Genomic DNA, 15,060 nt, shown 5'->3' with positions numbered 1-15,060 from the left:
TTGACTTTTGACTTCTGCCTTGCGGTATTATGCTGTTTTTTCTTCGTTCTTCAATGCTAAACGAGCAAGCCCATAACAAACTAGGGCATTGGCGATGAGGAAGAGGCGTGCTATGTTAGCACTTCCCAAACCCCAAACTGCTGGGTCGTAAAATGCACTTACTGTTAAGCACGCTGCGACACCTAAGGTTGAACCAATGGCAAACCATTTCCAACTAGGATGTCCCAGCAGCAATGCCATTAACACAATGGGAATCAGTACGCTAGCAAATAGAGGATTCAACGCATCGGTTCCCTGGAGGGTATTGCCTAGTTCGGGAATTGAACTACCCAAAACCCGGAAAGGCCATTGGGGAAGATCAAAAATATAGATTCCTTTGAGAAAGAATAAACCGGAACTGCCAGCGATTAGTCCACTAGATAAAGACCAACTCCAAGTGAAGGGGAAGTAAACTCTTAAAAACCAAGCCAGCAGATAGGAACCAACTACCATTAAAATCTTGGGTAACAATGCTACCGCGCCACCATCTATCCAAAAGCCGGGGTTAAGATAGCCGTTATCCCGTAACCATCGAAAGAAATCTGGGAAACTGATTTGTCCGCCAAAGGCTAGTTTGACTGCTGCTTCTGCATTGAGTTGCCCAGCGCCATAATAGTTCAAACCATCATCCTGGATAACTCGCGCCGACTGCTTGAGAACTTTTAACACTTCATCTGGTTCTTTAACACCAGCAGCCTTGATTAATGCGGCAACACCAGCAACGTGAGGAGCAGCCATGCTTGTACCCTGGAAGCCCAGAAATACGCCTTCGCCCTTTTCGTCGATAGTTTCTTGGAGAATCTTACCAGCTTCACTACCACCAGGAGCAGAAATATCTACCCCAGCACCAAAGTTAGAATAAGGCGCTCTTTCACCATCTGCGCCAGTTGCCGAAACGCCGATGACGTAGGGATAGCGGGCTGGATAGCTTGCCCCATTGGCGTTTTCATTTCCTGCTGCGGCAATGATAACTACACCTTTTCTATGGGCATACTCGATCGCTTCTTTCATCAACTTGCTTTCACCGCCACCGCCTAAGCTCATATTAATTACATCTGCGCCTTTATCAGCAGCAAATTTAATGGCTTCGGCAATATCGGCAACAGTACCGCCACCATAGGAACTGAGAACCTTCAGTGGCATCAGACTGGCTTCGTAAGCAATTCCAGCGACCCCATATTTGTTATTTGTGGCTTGAGCAATAGTTCCGGCAACATGGGTACCGTGGCCATTATCGTCTTTGGCTTCTTCTCGGTCGTTAACAAAATCATAGCCTTTGACGAATTTTGTCTCATACAAATCCCGTACCTTGGTAATACCGGTGTCAATCACTGCAACTGTGACGCCGCTACCTTTGGTTTGACTCCATGCGCCTTCAATACCGATTTTATGCAAGTTCCACTGCTTGCTGTAATATTGGTCATTAGGGCCAATTAATGAGGGACTTGCTTCTTCATCTTCTTGGGGTCGCAAAAATTCTCCTAACCAAGCGGCTTCACCTGGTTGTGGAATTCTGCTGTAGATATAGTTTGGTTCAATGAATTCTGTAGCTTGGGCAAACTGAGATTTTTTCAGTTCTTGGAGCCGTTGACGATCGCCCTTGATAATATAAACATTATCTTTTTTGGAAAACTTGTTGTCTAATTGGGGTGTAACGTTATATTGTTTGGCGATCGCTTGCAGATTCTGTTCCACCACTGATAATGGAATATCTTCCCGAAAATCAAGCAAAATCGTCTCAAACTCTCCTTTGGCTGCCAACGCCTGAAAATTCAGGAAACCAAATATGGCAGATCCCAGCCCAATGACAAACAAGCACAATAATATAAGTTTTCTCATATTAACTCATCACCGCTTTTTGCCAGTTTGCTCACTACCATAACTTATCTCCATCCTTTAGTGGTGGATTTTGCACTTTTAGTTACAAGTTTCACTCAGGACTTTTTTAAACGATGGAACGTGGTCTTTTATGGTTGCCCCTATTAGTAATGTTTTTTTGGTTGGCTTGGCAAGGCTCGAAGGAGTATCAAAAAGTTGAAGCCTATCGCGCTTGGGCAGAGCAATTTGAACGGGCTAAGTACGATATTTATGCAGTGTTGGGTCAAAAAGGCAACAATCTAACTTGGGGAAAACCAACGCCTAAAGGGCCTGTTAAACTAGAAACATTTTCTTTGCTTGATGTCAGAGAAATATATCTTTTAGTAGATGATAAAAAAGTAGAGTTAGAGAATTTACCGGAGAAAGGTCGTTCTATAGAGTTGGAATTTTTATTTTCCGAATCTAGTGGTTCAGTGCTAGTTCCGTTTACAGAAATCCCTTTGGCAGCAGAATGGGGTAAGTTTTTGCAGGGGGCGCTAGAAAGTGTGCGATCGCAAGGGAATCAGTAGTTGTATCAAAAATTTAAGTAATCTTCATTTGAGGATACTGAAAAGTAAAAGATGTAATCCGCACATTAGCTGTACTATGGTCGAACCAGTTAAAGCCAGTTAAAGTATTAATAACAGCATCGGATAGTGGAGTTAAGCAACACTAGCGGTAAACTATATTTTTTGGTGTTGCAAAATATTATCCTTTTTTGCGCCTTTGCCAGACTAATGGCAGGTTTTAAACACAACCCTTAACAAGGATAAGGTATAGGAAACCGCAGCAAAGAATTTAGTTGCTAAATACTAAATCTTCTTTGTTTAGTTATTCTCCTACACCTGCTCCGCAGAGACTTGATTTTCAAAAGACACAACTAAATAGTGATAAAAGAGGAAGGTTGAGCCGAAAGTGTACTTGCAGTGATATTATCCAACTTCGCCAACACCTGATTGTCAGAACTATCCATAATGAAGGCTTGAGTTCCTTGTTGCTGTATCAGCAATTGACCAAACAGCAAACCACCTGATAAAGCGATCTTGTCTGCACCCATTTGAAAATCAGTAATGGTGTCTGTGCCCTGACCAGAAGCCAGTACAAAGGTGTCAGCGTTATAACCCCCTGTAAGTACATCTGTACCAGTGCCCCCATAAAGCCAGTCATCGCCTGCGCCCGCCAATAGTTGGTCATCGCCGATACCACCAAATAACGTATCGTTAGCGTTATCACCCGAAAGTCTGTCATTGCCGCTATCGCCATACAGCCGATCATTACCATCATTGCCCCAGAGAGTATCGTTTGCGTCGCCTCCGAAAAGTTGGTCATTTCCTACATTACCTACAATGTTGTCGTTACCGCCAAACCCATAAATCTTATTGGCTGGGGCATGGCCTTTTAAGTACTCAGAATTATCAGTACCATTGAGAAGATAAGTTTCAGTAGCAAGAGCGGGTTTAACTGTGCCTTTGATGGCAAAGTTAAAAGGGCTTTCGTCACTATCGTTGTTGGTCAAACTGAAACTGCCACCGTATGTTCCAGGTGTAGGTATATTTGTATTGAGTGCCACTGTTATATTGGTTGAACCCTTGGCAGCCAAGCTATATGGACGAGTTCCTACCAAACTAAAGCCGTTGGGAAGTGTAAGATTACCTAGGTTGAGCGTAGCTGTACCGATGTTCTTGATGGTGAAAGTTTTGGTAGCGGTGCTGCCGAAAGCGACGTTGCCAAAGTCAATGGGAGTAGTGCTGCCATCTGCAATGTCAACTGTACCGTTGAGAACTTGAATTTCGGGGGCAGGAGCGGGCTGAACTGTGCCTTTGATAGCAAAGTCAAAGGGGCTTTCGTCAGTATCGTTGTTGATCAAATTGAAACTGCCACCGTATGTTCCGGGTCTTTTCGTATCGAGTGCCACAATTAGAGACGCCCAAACGTTGACAGCCAAGGTAGCAGGAAGAGTTCCTACCAAACTAAAGCCATCGGGGAGTTCAAGATTACTCAGGTTGAGCGGAGCTGTACCCTTGTTCTTGACGATGAAAGTTCTCATTACGGTGCTGCCGAAAGCGACATCGCCAAAGTCAAAGGGAGTAGTGGTGCCATCTACAATGTCGCCAACTGTACCATTGAAAACTTCAATTTCGGGAGCATTAACTTTACCACTAATAACAAAGTCAAAGGGGCTTTCGTTACTATCGTTGTTGGTTAAACTGAAGTTGCCAGTGTAGGTTGCGGCAGTGGTCGTATTTAGTGCCACCGTTATATTCGCCGAAGTCTTGGCAGCCACAGTAGCTGGAAGAGTTCCTACTAAACTAAAGCCGTCAGGGAGTTTGAGATTAGTTAGGTTGAGTGCAGCTATACCTGTGTTCTTAATAGTAAAAGTTTTGGTCAGGGTGCTACCAGCAACAGTAACGCCAAAGTTAATGGGGGTAGTGCTGTTATCTGCAATGTCAACTGTGCCATCAAGAACTTCAATTTCGGGGCTAGGAGTTTTACTGGTTGGGGCTTCGTATGCGCCAATGTCAATCAATACACTGCCGTCACCATTGCCATCTAAAGGAATATTTTTAGTGATGCTATTGAAGGCATTAGAACCAGCATCGATTGCAGGACTTCCAGGTAGTAGCCTAAAGTCACGATTCGCTGGATTAACAAACAATGGGTCTTTGTTTAATACATTTCCTGATCCTGCACCTTTAAGAACTCCGTTGTAAGCAAGGTTGTTGTCAAATGAATAATTACTAGAATTAACAATAGAACTGGCAGACTCTCCAGACTTTGCATACATAATATTGTTAATAACCCGAACATTGTCAGCGCTGTTAAGGAAAATTTCTCCGACTGAGAGTTCTTGTGAATTTTGGTAAGTTGTATTATTCACAATGTCTACAGGGTTTTCTCCTTTGAAAATCTGAATACCTGCACCACCATTGTTGTAAACTACGTTATTACTGATTAAGGCTTTGCCCTGGTATGCAACATTTTCAACAGAAGCAGTGTCAAGCATTATTCCATGACCCTCTGTTACTTTTCCCGCTTGAACCCAAGGAACTAATTGTTTATTATCAAAAGAGGTGTTACCTTCAATAACTACTTTGTAATCTGTTACGTTTTGATCGGAATTCCAAAGGTGAAGCATTGTAATCCCTTGGTTTCCATAAGGTGAGTACCAAGCATTTCCAGAAACGATATTGTTTTTTACTGTAATGTAGTCTACTTCTTCTGTTCCAATCCCGTTTCCTGGAAACTTAGAAACGTTGTTATTGCTAATTGTGATGTGATGTGAACGTTGCTTTTGAGCGCCATTGATATATGTAACGTTAATACCATTTCCAGATGTTGCTGGGTTACTCAAATTATCTTTTTGCTGGAGCGCATATTCTAATGTAATTTCATCTCGCGCTCCCACCAGCGTCAGCCCTTCAATGACTACATAAGAAGAGCCTGTAATTGAGATGGCATTCCAATTGTTTGTGCGTGCTTCTAAAACAGGTTTGTGTCCAGGATAAGCAGTAAATGTGATCGGTGCATTAGCGCTACCATGCTTATTTGAAAGACTCAGGATATTAGGGTAAATATTTGTGTAAGTACCATTCATAACATAAACGGTATCACCTGCTTGCACCAAGTCTGCGGCTTTTTGGAGGGTGCGAAATGCGGCTCCCTCGTTCAAGCCGTCATTTTTATCATTGCCTGTTCCAGAAACGTAGTATGTTTTGCCAGCCATGAGATTAACTCCTAATGTTTGTAAGGTGAATTGGTAGTACGTTCTCAGCAATAAACTATGTTGCTAAGTAATTATTTGAATGGGTCATTTATCTGGACTTTTCAGGACAATCGCAGTTGTGCGATGGCGTACCCGCCCTTTCTGGTGGCGATCGCGATTTAAAATTGCGTCGTTTGTAGAAACTTTGTTGTAAAATTGAAAACTTTGTTTGTATCAACTGTTGAGAGTTAAACCAGGGATGTCGATATCGTCAATCGTTAGGGTTTTGTTGAGGATGATCGGACGAGTTGCACAAAAACAAGGCAGCGCAAAACCGGAGACATTTCCTGTCTTCTCTGCGTTTGTTGTTAGACATTATCTGATTACCAAAACTGGAGTTGAATACTTGGAACTTAGTAGGTTTACCCTTTAAATTAAGGAAGCTAATGTAACAATTTAGTCGAACCTGTTGTAATCGGTGTAACTGGGCTTTGTGAACTGAATTAAAAGTAACCTTTACAAAGAGCGCTTGATATCAGTAAATGCCCTGAATTTGGTTATTTTTTTTACAGAAAAATTGGAAAAGATATGGAAGTATGGTGCTGGAATCCTGTTAATTTCTAGAGTGATATGGCAAAGAGAGTGCTTTGTGCAAGAATTTGATGAACTTTCTCTAAACATTTTTTGTCAGCCATGCCTTCTTTACCAGAGGCTACGCTTACGCCAAACGTGCCTTCAGGAGACAGAAAGTAGAAGGGAAGGGGGTGTTAGCCTAGTTAATCAATACTTTGAGATAGTTTAGTTTGATTGCGCTAACTTACTTAATCTTTATAATTATGAACACTGAAATAAACTCCAGAATACCTGTTGCTTTAACCATTGCTGGTTCCGATAGCGGTGGCGGTGCAGGAATTCAAGCTGATTTACGTACCTTTGCTTTTCACTGTGTCCACGGTACTAGTGCTATAACCTGTGTCACGGCACAAAACACTTTAGGAGTGATGAGGGTTGATGCCATGTCAACAGAGGCTGTTGTGGCTCAAATTCAGGCAGTAGTTGAGGATATTGGCATACAAGCTGCCAAAACGGGAATGTTGCTTAATCAAGAAATTATCTTTGCTGTTGCCCAGCAGATAGAAGCTTTACAAATTGATAATCTAGTAGTTGATCCAGTAATGGTGTCACGTACAGGGGCACAATTGATTGATGATGATGCTGTGAAGACTCTATGCCATGCTCTTATTCCCAAGGCGGTTGTGATCACGCCGAATCGCTACGAAGCCCAAATTTTGAGCGGTTTACAAATTAATTCCTTGGAGGATATGCAAGCTGCTGCTGAAATTATTCACAAGACTTTACGGACAAAGGCTGTTTTAGTCAAGGGCGGAGGTATGCAGGGAGATTTACGTGGCGTTGATATCTGGTTTGATGGGGACAAGTTGGAAGTTTTGACTTGCCAGCAAGTAGAGACAAAAAATACCCACGGTACAGGTTGTACACTATCAGCTGCGATCGCTGCTAATCTGGCCAAGGGAAAAGACTTGTGGCACTCAGTGCAACAGGCAAAAGAGTATGTCACTACTGCACTCACTTACGCCCTAGATATTGGCGAAGGGCAAGGTCCTGTAGGACATTTCTTCCCATTGTTACGAAATTAACCTCGTGGTCAGTTATCAAGAGGATTGGAGCAGGGGCAGGGGAGGCAGGGGAGAAGAGGAAAATATTTAATAATCAATGCTCAATGCCCAATTTCCAATGCCCCAATAAGAAATCTTTGCCCTTTCGGCATTTTTCTATTATTCTTGGGCATAGTTTCAGGGCTGGCTATCTCTGTTAGCATCTCTGTACGACTTACTTACCTTGATTTTTAATACCAAGCCCCCGATGCGAACAACCATAGGTTCTGTTCACAGGAATTCGCCAACACCCACTACTCAAGCCTACCCTCCCTCTGTACCACTGTCTGTATACAGGGAATTGTCAACAGAGTTGCAAGCAGCACAGGCGAAGCTACATGCACTTACCACTAAAAATCAGCAATTAGCGCAAGAAAATGAACTACTACGCCAAGAAATTATTAAAGTCGTTGAGTCTTTTTCTCATTTGCAAAAGTTTGTGGATTCCCAGACTACGCCTAGTTATCACCAAGCCCCCCAAGCTTCTAGTGACGTTAAAAATGCCCCTAAACAGCAAGTAACACAAGCACGTCCACACCAGCAGGTTTCTCGTTCGCATCCACTTGTTAACCCCAAAACGCCACCCGAAAAAAGCCGCCGCCAAAACTTCTCTACACCTGTAATGGAAATGAATTTCCCGATACCAGAACCAGTTTTTATAGAAGAGCAACAAGTAAGTTATTATTCTACTACTGAGCCAGATGCCAAAGGACTCAATGGCTGGTGGTTAATTATCACCATATTGTTAATCATGCTTACTGCCTTTAGTGCTGGATATTTCGTTGTGCGTCCCTTGTTTGAACATCAGAAACGTTAGTTGATACTCCCACATTTAGCAACACCAAGCTTTCGAGCTATCAAGCGATTCCTCTGCAATCACTCTCTAAAATATCTCAGCATATCTGCTACATGGCGGAATTTATTTATTTTTAGGTTATAAAAGCTACATAAAATGCTAAATTGACAGCAACTTCTTTATGTTAGAGCCTTAAAGATTATCCAATTAATAAATCCTTGCCGCTTTTCATGTCCCAAACCGTCAGGTAAAGCATCTACACTTTAAAAAGTGGTAATTATTACATATGTTTTAGGAAAAGCACTGCTAGTTACAGCTTCCGACAGCGAATCTGGTTAGATATATAAACGAAGCTAGTAGAAATCAGGAGTCAAAAAGATGAAAAAAGTAGAAGCTATTATCCGCCCATTTAAACTAGATGAGGTGAAAATTGCCTTGGTTAACGCTGGTATTGTCGGCATGACTGTTTCTGAAGTTCGGGGATTCGGACGGCAGAAAGGTCAAACTGAACGGTATCGCGGTTCTGAGTATACCGTTGAGTTTCTACAGAAACTCAAAGTGGAAATCGTCGTTGATGACAATCAAGTTGATATGGTAGTAGACAAAATTATTGCTGCTGCCCGCACTGGTGAAATCGGCGATGGTAAAATTTTCATCTCGCCTGTTGAGCAAGTGATTCGGATTCGCACCGGCGAAAAGAACACAGAAGCAGTTTAAAAAAGTTATGAGTTAAGAGTTATGAGTTAAGAGTTATGAGTTAAGAGTTATGATTTGTGAGTCAAGACTAAATCAGTGAAGATTTAGCAAAATTCATAAATCCAAACTCCCAATTCCTAACTCTTAATTTTCTCTAGCTGCGGAAGTAAAGCTGTAAAAGCCTTGCCTCTATGGCTAATTGACCCTTTCAACTCCCGTGTCATCTCAGCAAAGGTCAATTGCAACTCTTGTACATAAAAAATTGGATCGTAGCCAAAACCACCATCACCACGCGGTGCGTGGAGAATTTCGCCGCGACAAACACCTTCAGATTGTAATGCGATCGCACCATCAGGACGAGCGATCGCTACTGCACAAACGAATTGAGCTTGCCGATTTACCTCGTTGTCTAATTCTCTCAATAGCCTAGCAATGCGTTCTGAGTCGGTTTTGGCGTAACGTGCAGAATAAACTCCGGGTGCGCCATTTAAGGCATCTACTTGCAAGCCAGAATCATCAGCAATTGCCCAGTTTCCTGTAGCTTTAGCAATTTGTGATGCTTTCAGACAGGCATTAGCGGCAAAGGTTTCGCCTGTCTCTTCAATTTCTAATTCTTCAGGTTTGAGGGTTAATTCCCAGCCTGAACTTTCGAGATAAGCTTGCATTTCCCGCAACTTACCTGGATTTCCTGTAGCTACTACAAGTAATGTCATGAATTATAAATTATTAGTTAGGAGTTAGGAGTGATAAGTTATGAGTTAATTAATTCCTAACTCCTAACTCTCAACTCCTCACTAATTTTACTCTGCCCAGTGTTTCGCCCAAGCAAGAGTTTGATGCACTTGCTCAATTGTCGGGGCTTCGCAGTAGAGGCGTAAAACTGGCTCAGTACCGCTAAACCGAATCATTAACCAGCTTTTATCAGCTAGGCGATACTTGTACCCGTCAATTGTTTGGCAATCAGTCACTGCTAACCCGGCTATTTCTGTTAAGGGTTGAGTTTGCAATTGTTGCAAAAGACGCGATCGCACTTCCATACTTGCTAAGGGCAAATCAATGCGATCGTATGCTGAGATAAACCCTGTTTGTTTCTGCAAGTAGCGATAATACTCACCTAAATCCAAACCAGATTCTACAATCGCCTCTATAACGTACAATGCTGACAGCAGTGCATCACGTTCGGGAATATGGCTGCCATAGCCAATTCCTCCCGATTCTTCGCCGCCCAGCAACACTTTTGCTGCTAACATTCTGTCAGCGATGTATTTATAACCAACTGCTGTCTCAAATACTGATAGGTTATGTAATGCTGCTACAAGGGGCATTAAGTCGGAACCGCTAACAGTTTTGACTATTTCACCGCTAAAGCCCCGGCGCAGGGTTAAGTGGTCTATTAATATCGGGATTAATACTTGGGAACTTAGGAAGTTTGCTTCTCCATCCACTGCTGCAATGCGATCGCAGTCTCCATCAAACACCAACCCCACCGTTAAACCTGATTTATCGGTTTCTCGATGAGTTTTGATGACCTCAAATAACTTTGAAAGGTATTTAGGTAAGGGTTCCGGCGCACCACCACCAAACAGGGGATCGCGTTCTGAGTTGATTTCTTTGACCTGATTGCCTAGTAGTCTCGCTAATCCGCCAGCCGCCGCGCCATGCATGACATCGGCAAATAACGTCAATTTGCCAGATGCGATCGCTTCTCGAAGTTTGGCAATATCAACTTTACCTTCTAGTGCTTCTGTATAACTGGGCCAAGGATCAAATTTTTCTTGCTTCCCTGGAGTAGCTGCTAATGGTACTCCAACCGACAATTGCGCTTCTATCTCTTTTGTGACTTCGGGCGGTACCGATCCACCAAAACAACCCTTGACTTTTAACCCCAAATATGTGCCAGGATTATGGCTGGCTGTAATTACCAGCGCCCCTAAAGCATTGAGTTGTTTTGCTGCCCAACTATAAGCTGGGGTTGGGGCATAGCTTTCGCTCAATAGCACATCAAATCCGGCAGCAGTAACAGTATCAGCAACAGCACGAGCAAAGTCTTCGGCCATGAATCGGCGATCATAACCGACAATTATTGTCCGGCTACCCACCGTAGGAAAATATGTATCATATAATACTTTTGCGGCAACTGGCGCGACCAGGGCTAGGCGTTCAAAGGTGAACTCGTCACCAATAATGCCCCGCCAGCCGTCTGTACCAAACTTGATTGAGTTAGCTACAACTGGCATCTAAGTATCCTAACTGTCTACTTGAGGATTCTAGCATTTATACAGTGTACAAAGTAAAAAAAGAATCTAGTAATAATATGTACTAATAATGTTTAACAGGAAATTGGGCAAATTTGTGCATTCTAGAAGTGCGATCGTCCCAGAATTATACTGTTGCAGACATTGTTTTAAGTCGTGTTTAAATCCTATTAGAACTTCATTAATGAATCTTTGATACTTTGCCAACGTAGGGCATAACTTCACTCCTGTGCCTTCTGCTTTTAGTCTTTGCTTTGACCAAATAATGAATTATGTTGACTACTTCGCTATGTAAGACCAGTATTTCCGGTAAAATCAAATTCTGAGGACTGTGCATTTGGGAGAAATTTGGGGTGCCTACACTTGGCGTTAATATTGACCACATCGCCACCATCCGGCAAGCACGGCGGACAGTGGAACCTGACCCTGTGGCGGCGGCGGTGCTGGCAGAATTAGGCGGTGCAGATGGAATTACGGTGCATCTACGGGAAGATCGGCGGCATATCCAAGATAGGGATGTGCTATTGTTACGGCAAACAGTGCGATCGCATCTTAATTTAGAAATGGCCGCTACAGATGAAATGGTAGCGATCGCTCTCGATATCAAACCAGATTACGTGACTTTAGTCCCCGAAAAGCGCGAAGAAGTCACAACAGAAGGCGGATTAGATATTACCCTCCAAATTGCTAGAATAGGTGAGATAGTCGATAAATTGCAAAGTGCTAGCATTCCTGTTAGTTTATTTATCGATGCAGAACCATCACAAATCGAAGCATCTGTCAAGGTGCAGGCGCAGTTTATTGAATTGCACACCGGGCAATATGCAGAGGCTAAGGATGAAACAAATCGCCAGCGAGAATTAGCAGTGTTAGCCAAAGGGTGTGAACAAGCGATTCAAGCTGGATTGCGAGTCAACGCTGGTCATGGACTCACCTACTGGAACGTCTATCCAGTGGCTGCGCTTCCGGGTATGGAAGAACTGAATATTGGTCATACCATCATCAGTCGGGCAGCATTAGTAGGTATAGAACGGGCAGTCCGCGAGATGAAACAAGCTATAAGAGGGAATAGGGAATAGGGAATGGGGCATTGGGCATTGGGTATTGGGCATGGGGAAGAGGACTTGGGGACAAGGAGAATTGGGGACAAGGGGAAAGACTTGTTTCAAGGTCTCATCTCACCTCTTCTCCCCTTGCCTCCCCTGCCCCCACTGCCCACTCCCGTATCTTAAAAGAGGGGTTGTCTACTGCGAAATCTAGAAATTGGGATCAAATCTTCAGCAAAAACTTCTATGAGCGCAACACAGTCTAACAACCTTCCACTTTGGGTACAGGATCGAGATAAGGTGATAGCAGAAAGTACTGATGTTGAGTGGCGGTATCAGACACCGCCTGATTATTCCCGTTCAAAAGAGAATCTGGCTCAAGAAAGTACTTATAATCACCTTGAAGGTACACTGGAAGCGATCGTGCAAAACTTAGTGCGAACCTTCGAGATGGAGGTATCCTTCAAAGCTAACCCGCAACAGTGGTTATCTATTGTCAATGACCAGTTTCGCGTGAGTACCAATGGCGGAGTAGAGTACACCGCAGCAGATTTATCAGCCCAAGGTACTTATAACTTATTTATGGCTGATTCAGAACATTACAAGGCTTCAGAAGAAAGCTTTGAATCATCCGGAAAACTCTTCCATACAACATTTCCCCAAGGATTTCCTTGGGAGGTGTTGGAGGTTTTCTCGGGGCCACCAAATGTCACATTCAAATGGCGGCATTGGGGACATTTTAACGGAGAATACAAAGGCCATGCACCTACTGGAGAGACAGTAGAAATTATCGGCATGAGCATTGCAAAAGTTACCGATGACTTGAAGGTTATTTCCTTGGAACACTACTTTGACAATAATCTGTTCTTGGAAAAACTAACATCTGGTGGCAAACAAACAAAAGCTGAAAAGCAGGGAAGTGCTTGTCCATTCAGTTCTTGGTTCAAGAAATCCCATAAAAGTTAGTTCGTAGGGGTACAGACTGTAGTACTGTGCCCTTACATTATTCATATAGCAACCAAAGGATGAAAATGCAAACATATTATTACGTTTTGGCTAGTCAAAAGTTTCTTCTCGAAGAAGAACCGACACACGAAGTTCTCAAAGAGCGCACCCGTCACTACCACGAACAAGAAAAACAAATAGATTTTTGGTTGGTTCCGCAACCAGCTTTCTTAGAAACACCACAGTTTACAGAACTGAAGGCGAAGTGTCCCCAACCAGCAGTAGCAATTATTTCTACTAATCCCCAATTTATTACTTGGTTAAAACTGCGTTTAGAGTACGTTATCACTGGAGATTTTCAGGCTCCTTCTGAGACAATTCCAGATGCTTTAGCATCGCTTGCTAGCGTATCTTAGAAATTGACCATTGAAAAGAAGCAGAGGGGCAGGGAGCAGGGGGCAGAGGGGAAAACTTCTCCCTTGCTCTACTTTGGCTATGCTCAGTGACTACCTGCTCCCTTGCTTCTTCCCAACTCTCAAATTTTATTTGGCAAGAACAAAATATATTTTTTTACACTCCTTTCGTTCCCATACTGAAGTAACTGGGTTTTCAGCTTTTTTCTTATAAAATCTTTTAAGACACCTTGATTTACATAATCTAACTTTTGTGCATAGATTTCAGACTTTACCAAGTGTTTTAGGATTAGCAATCGCAGGGTTGATTAGTGGCGCGAGTTCTGTCCTTGCCCAACAAACCATTCCTCCTTGTCAACCACCAAATGCGGGTGAGTATCTTTTATTAGTAGTCAGTCCCACAGCAGATAATCAAAAGCAGTTGCGTAGTGCCTTACCGCCGGAACTTAAGACCATTACCTGCAAATATCTCAACGAAACTGTAACGCGGATAGGGGGCTTTAACAGAATTGATGATGCCAATCGATGGGCAAGGTATGTCAGCAATATTGTTGGCTTGTCTGCCATCATCACCACTCGACCAACAACAGCAGATGTGCAGCCAAAGCCACAGCCACAGCTACAAGCACGGCCACAGTTACAGCCACAGCCACAGCTACAGCCACCTCAGCAGACAGTTTATAATCCTCAAGCATTAGGAGAAGGTTATGCAGTGTTGGTAGATTATTACAACCGTCCGGAACTAGTAAATAGTGTGCAGCAAGTAGTGGGAGGTAACGTAGGTTTTGTTTCTTATGGACAACGCCCTTACTTGTTGGCAGTTTATACCACTAACCAAACTGAAGCATACAACACCTTGCAGAAGCTGAACAATGGCGGTTTTGTTGCCAGCATAGTAGATAGTCGTAAGGTGATTCTGCTGCGCTCAACTGTGCGGTTATAGCCATTAGTCATTAGTCATTAGTTAATAAACTGTGGACTGTAGACTATTGACTAATAAGCAGCCCTAGCTAACCAATAGATGGTTATACCCAAAGCTGACCCAGCTATTACCTGAACTGGTGTATGTCCGAGTAGTTCCTTCAAACGGTCTTGGCTAAAGTCTGGTTTTTCATGAAATAATTCATCAATCATTTGATTGAGGATACGAGCTTGCTTTCCTGCCGCTTGGCGAACTCCGGCTGCATCATACATGACGATGATGGCAAAAACTATAGCAACGGCAAAATCAGGAGATGCCCAGCCAAGTGTTTGCCCTACACCAGCGGCAAGAGCTGTAACTAAAGCTGAATGGGCACTGGGCATACCTCCAGTTGTCACCAAAACACGCACATTCAGTTTGCGATGTTTGATAATCTCGACTACGAGCTTTAGTGCTTGAGCAATTAAACAAGCTACCAGAGCAATTAGCAGCACCCGGTTGTCTAAAATGTTGCCTATGTCCTGCATGGTATTTTGGTTAGGTTAGTAAATATTAGTAGCAGTTGTTGGTTGAGGAAACATTTAGATTCAACCCAAAATCCAAAATTAACTTAGTACATCACTGCGGAAACAAACCAATTACTCAAAATAACCTAAAAGCTTACTTGATAAGCTTTTTAAATGAGTGAATCTTGAATCCCGCTGGGCGGTAA

Annotated in this window: 13 protein-coding genes; 8 read left to right on the top strand and 5 right to left on the bottom strand. The window is 43.0% G+C overall.

Annotated elements, in window-relative coordinates:
• Positions 1-27: 27 nt before the first annotated feature.
• Entirely contained in the window at positions 28-1,878 is a 1,851-nt protein-coding gene (locus H6G26_RS01785; protein WP_190727632.1) for a S8 family peptidase, read from the bottom strand.
• 113 nt (positions 1,879-1,991) lie between these two features.
• On the opposite strand from H6G26_RS01785, the gene H6G26_RS01780 reads away from it, so the two are divergent.
• Positions 1,992-2,426: a hypothetical protein gene (locus tag H6G26_RS01780; protein WP_190727631.1), complete on the top strand. Its 435-nt coding sequence runs from the start codon at positions 1,992-1,994 to the stop codon at positions 2,424-2,426.
• A gap of 350 nt (positions 2,427-2,776) precedes the next feature.
• Here the strand turns inward: H6G26_RS01780 and H6G26_RS01775 are convergent, their stop codons facing one another.
• Positions 2,777-5,620 carry a choice-of-anchor D domain-containing protein gene (locus H6G26_RS01775; protein ID WP_190727630.1) on the bottom strand — a complete coding sequence of 948 codons (2,844 nt, stop codon included), beginning with the start codon at positions 5,618-5,620 and terminating at the stop codon, positions 2,777-2,779.
• 815 nt (positions 5,621-6,435) lie between these two features.
• On the opposite strand from H6G26_RS01775, the gene thiD reads away from it, so the two are divergent.
• From thiD to H6G26_RS01760, 3 genes are all read left to right on the top strand, one after another.
• Positions 6,436-7,257, top strand: coding sequence for a bifunctional hydroxymethylpyrimidine kinase/phosphomethylpyrimidine kinase (gene thiD / locus H6G26_RS01770; protein WP_190727629.1), 822 nt, complete (start codon positions 6,436-6,438; stop codon positions 7,255-7,257).
• A gap of 226 nt (positions 7,258-7,483) precedes the next feature.
• Positions 7,484-8,092 (top strand): hypothetical protein, encoded by a 609-nt coding sequence (locus H6G26_RS01765; protein ID WP_190727628.1) that lies wholly within the window; start codon positions 7,484-7,486, stop codon positions 8,090-8,092.
• Positions 8,093-8,449: 357 nt separating this feature from the next.
• Positions 8,450-8,788 carry a P-II family nitrogen regulator gene (locus H6G26_RS01760; protein ID WP_012410794.1) on the top strand — a complete coding sequence of 113 codons (339 nt, stop codon included), beginning with the start codon at positions 8,450-8,452 and terminating at the stop codon, positions 8,786-8,788.
• Between the two features lie 116 nt (positions 8,789-8,904).
• Here the strand turns inward: H6G26_RS01760 and rdgB are convergent, their stop codons facing one another.
• Together rdgB and H6G26_RS01750 are read right to left on the bottom strand one after the other, a co-directional pair.
• Positions 8,905-9,480: an RdgB/HAM1 family non-canonical purine NTP pyrophosphatase gene (gene rdgB, locus H6G26_RS01755; RefSeq protein ID WP_190727627.1), complete on the bottom strand. Its 576-nt coding sequence runs from the start codon at positions 9,478-9,480 to the stop codon at positions 8,905-8,907.
• Between the two features lie 87 nt (positions 9,481-9,567).
• Positions 9,568-11,004: a phosphoglucomutase/phosphomannomutase family protein gene (locus H6G26_RS01750; RefSeq protein ID WP_190727626.1), complete on the bottom strand. Its 1,437-nt coding sequence runs from the start codon at positions 11,002-11,004 to the stop codon at positions 9,568-9,570.
• 371 nt (positions 11,005-11,375) lie between these two features.
• On the opposite strand from H6G26_RS01750, the gene H6G26_RS01745 reads away from it, so the two are divergent.
• From H6G26_RS01745 to H6G26_RS01730, 4 genes are all read left to right on the top strand, one after another.
• Complete coding sequence (locus H6G26_RS01745) at positions 11,376-12,101, top strand: pyridoxine 5'-phosphate synthase (protein WP_190727625.1); 726 nt, start codon at positions 11,376-11,378, stop codon at positions 12,099-12,101.
• A gap of 213 nt (positions 12,102-12,314) precedes the next feature.
• On the top strand, positions 12,315-13,034 hold the full coding sequence (locus tag H6G26_RS01740; RefSeq protein WP_190727624.1) for a SnoaL-like polyketide cyclase: 720 nt from the start codon (positions 12,315-12,317) through the stop codon (positions 13,032-13,034).
• Between the two features lie 65 nt (positions 13,035-13,099).
• Complete coding sequence (locus tag H6G26_RS01735) at positions 13,100-13,429, top strand: MgPME-cyclase complex family protein (RefSeq protein WP_190727778.1); 330 nt, start codon at positions 13,100-13,102, stop codon at positions 13,427-13,429.
• Positions 13,430-13,679: 250 nt separating this feature from the next.
• Positions 13,680-14,369 (top strand): hypothetical protein, encoded by a 690-nt coding sequence (locus H6G26_RS01730; RefSeq protein WP_190727623.1) that lies wholly within the window; start codon positions 13,680-13,682, stop codon positions 14,367-14,369.
• A 50-nt stretch (positions 14,370-14,419) separates the two neighbouring features.
• On the opposite strand, the gene H6G26_RS01725 is transcribed toward H6G26_RS01730, so the two are convergent.
• Positions 14,420-14,875, bottom strand: coding sequence for a divergent PAP2 family protein (locus H6G26_RS01725; RefSeq protein ID WP_190727622.1), 456 nt, complete (start codon positions 14,873-14,875; stop codon positions 14,420-14,422).
• Positions 14,876-15,060 lie beyond the last annotated feature (185 nt).

The sequence above is a fragment of the Nostoc sp. FACHB-888 genome, from assembly GCF_014696655.1.
GTDB lineage: Bacteria > Cyanobacteriota > Cyanobacteriia > Cyanobacteriales > Nostocaceae > Nostoc.
Note: the sequence above shows the minus strand (reverse complement) of the source record. Positions and strands in the feature narration are given on the sequence as shown.

Excerpts from the sequence above, each read along its gene's own strand:
- H6G26_RS01750 (WP_190727626.1), bottom strand. The coding sequence starts at position 11,004 with ATGCCAGTTGTAGCTAACTCAATCAAGTTTGGTACAGACGGCTGGCGG.
- H6G26_RS01725 (WP_190727622.1), bottom strand. The coding sequence starts at position 14,875 with ATGCAGGACATAGGCAACATTTTAGACAACCGGGTGCTGCTAATTGCT.
- H6G26_RS01760 (WP_012410794.1), top strand. The coding sequence starts at position 8,450 with ATGAAAAAAGTAGAAGCTATTATCCGCCCATTTAAACTAGATGAGGTG.
- H6G26_RS01765 (WP_190727628.1), top strand. The coding sequence starts at position 7,484 with ATGCGAACAACCATAGGTTCTGTTCACAGGAATTCGCCAACACCCACT.
- H6G26_RS01785 (WP_190727632.1), bottom strand. The coding sequence starts at position 1,878 with ATGAGAAAACTTATATTATTGTGCTTGTTTGTCATTGGGCTGGGATCT.
- rdgB (WP_190727627.1), bottom strand. The coding sequence starts at position 9,480 with ATGACATTACTTGTAGTAGCTACAGGAAATCCAGGTAAGTTGCGGGAA.
- H6G26_RS01735 (WP_190727778.1), top strand. The coding sequence starts at position 13,100 with ATGCAAACATATTATTACGTTTTGGCTAGTCAAAAGTTTCTTCTCGAA.
- H6G26_RS01740 (WP_190727624.1), top strand. The coding sequence starts at position 12,315 with ATGAGCGCAACACAGTCTAACAACCTTCCACTTTGGGTACAGGATCGA.
- H6G26_RS01775 (WP_190727630.1), bottom strand. The coding sequence starts at position 5,620 with ATGGCTGGCAAAACATACTACGTTTCTGGAACAGGCAATGATAAAAAT.
- thiD (WP_190727629.1), top strand. The coding sequence starts at position 6,436 with ATGAACACTGAAATAAACTCCAGAATACCTGTTGCTTTAACCATTGCT.
- H6G26_RS01780 (WP_190727631.1), top strand. The coding sequence starts at position 1,992 with ATGGAACGTGGTCTTTTATGGTTGCCCCTATTAGTAATGTTTTTTTGG.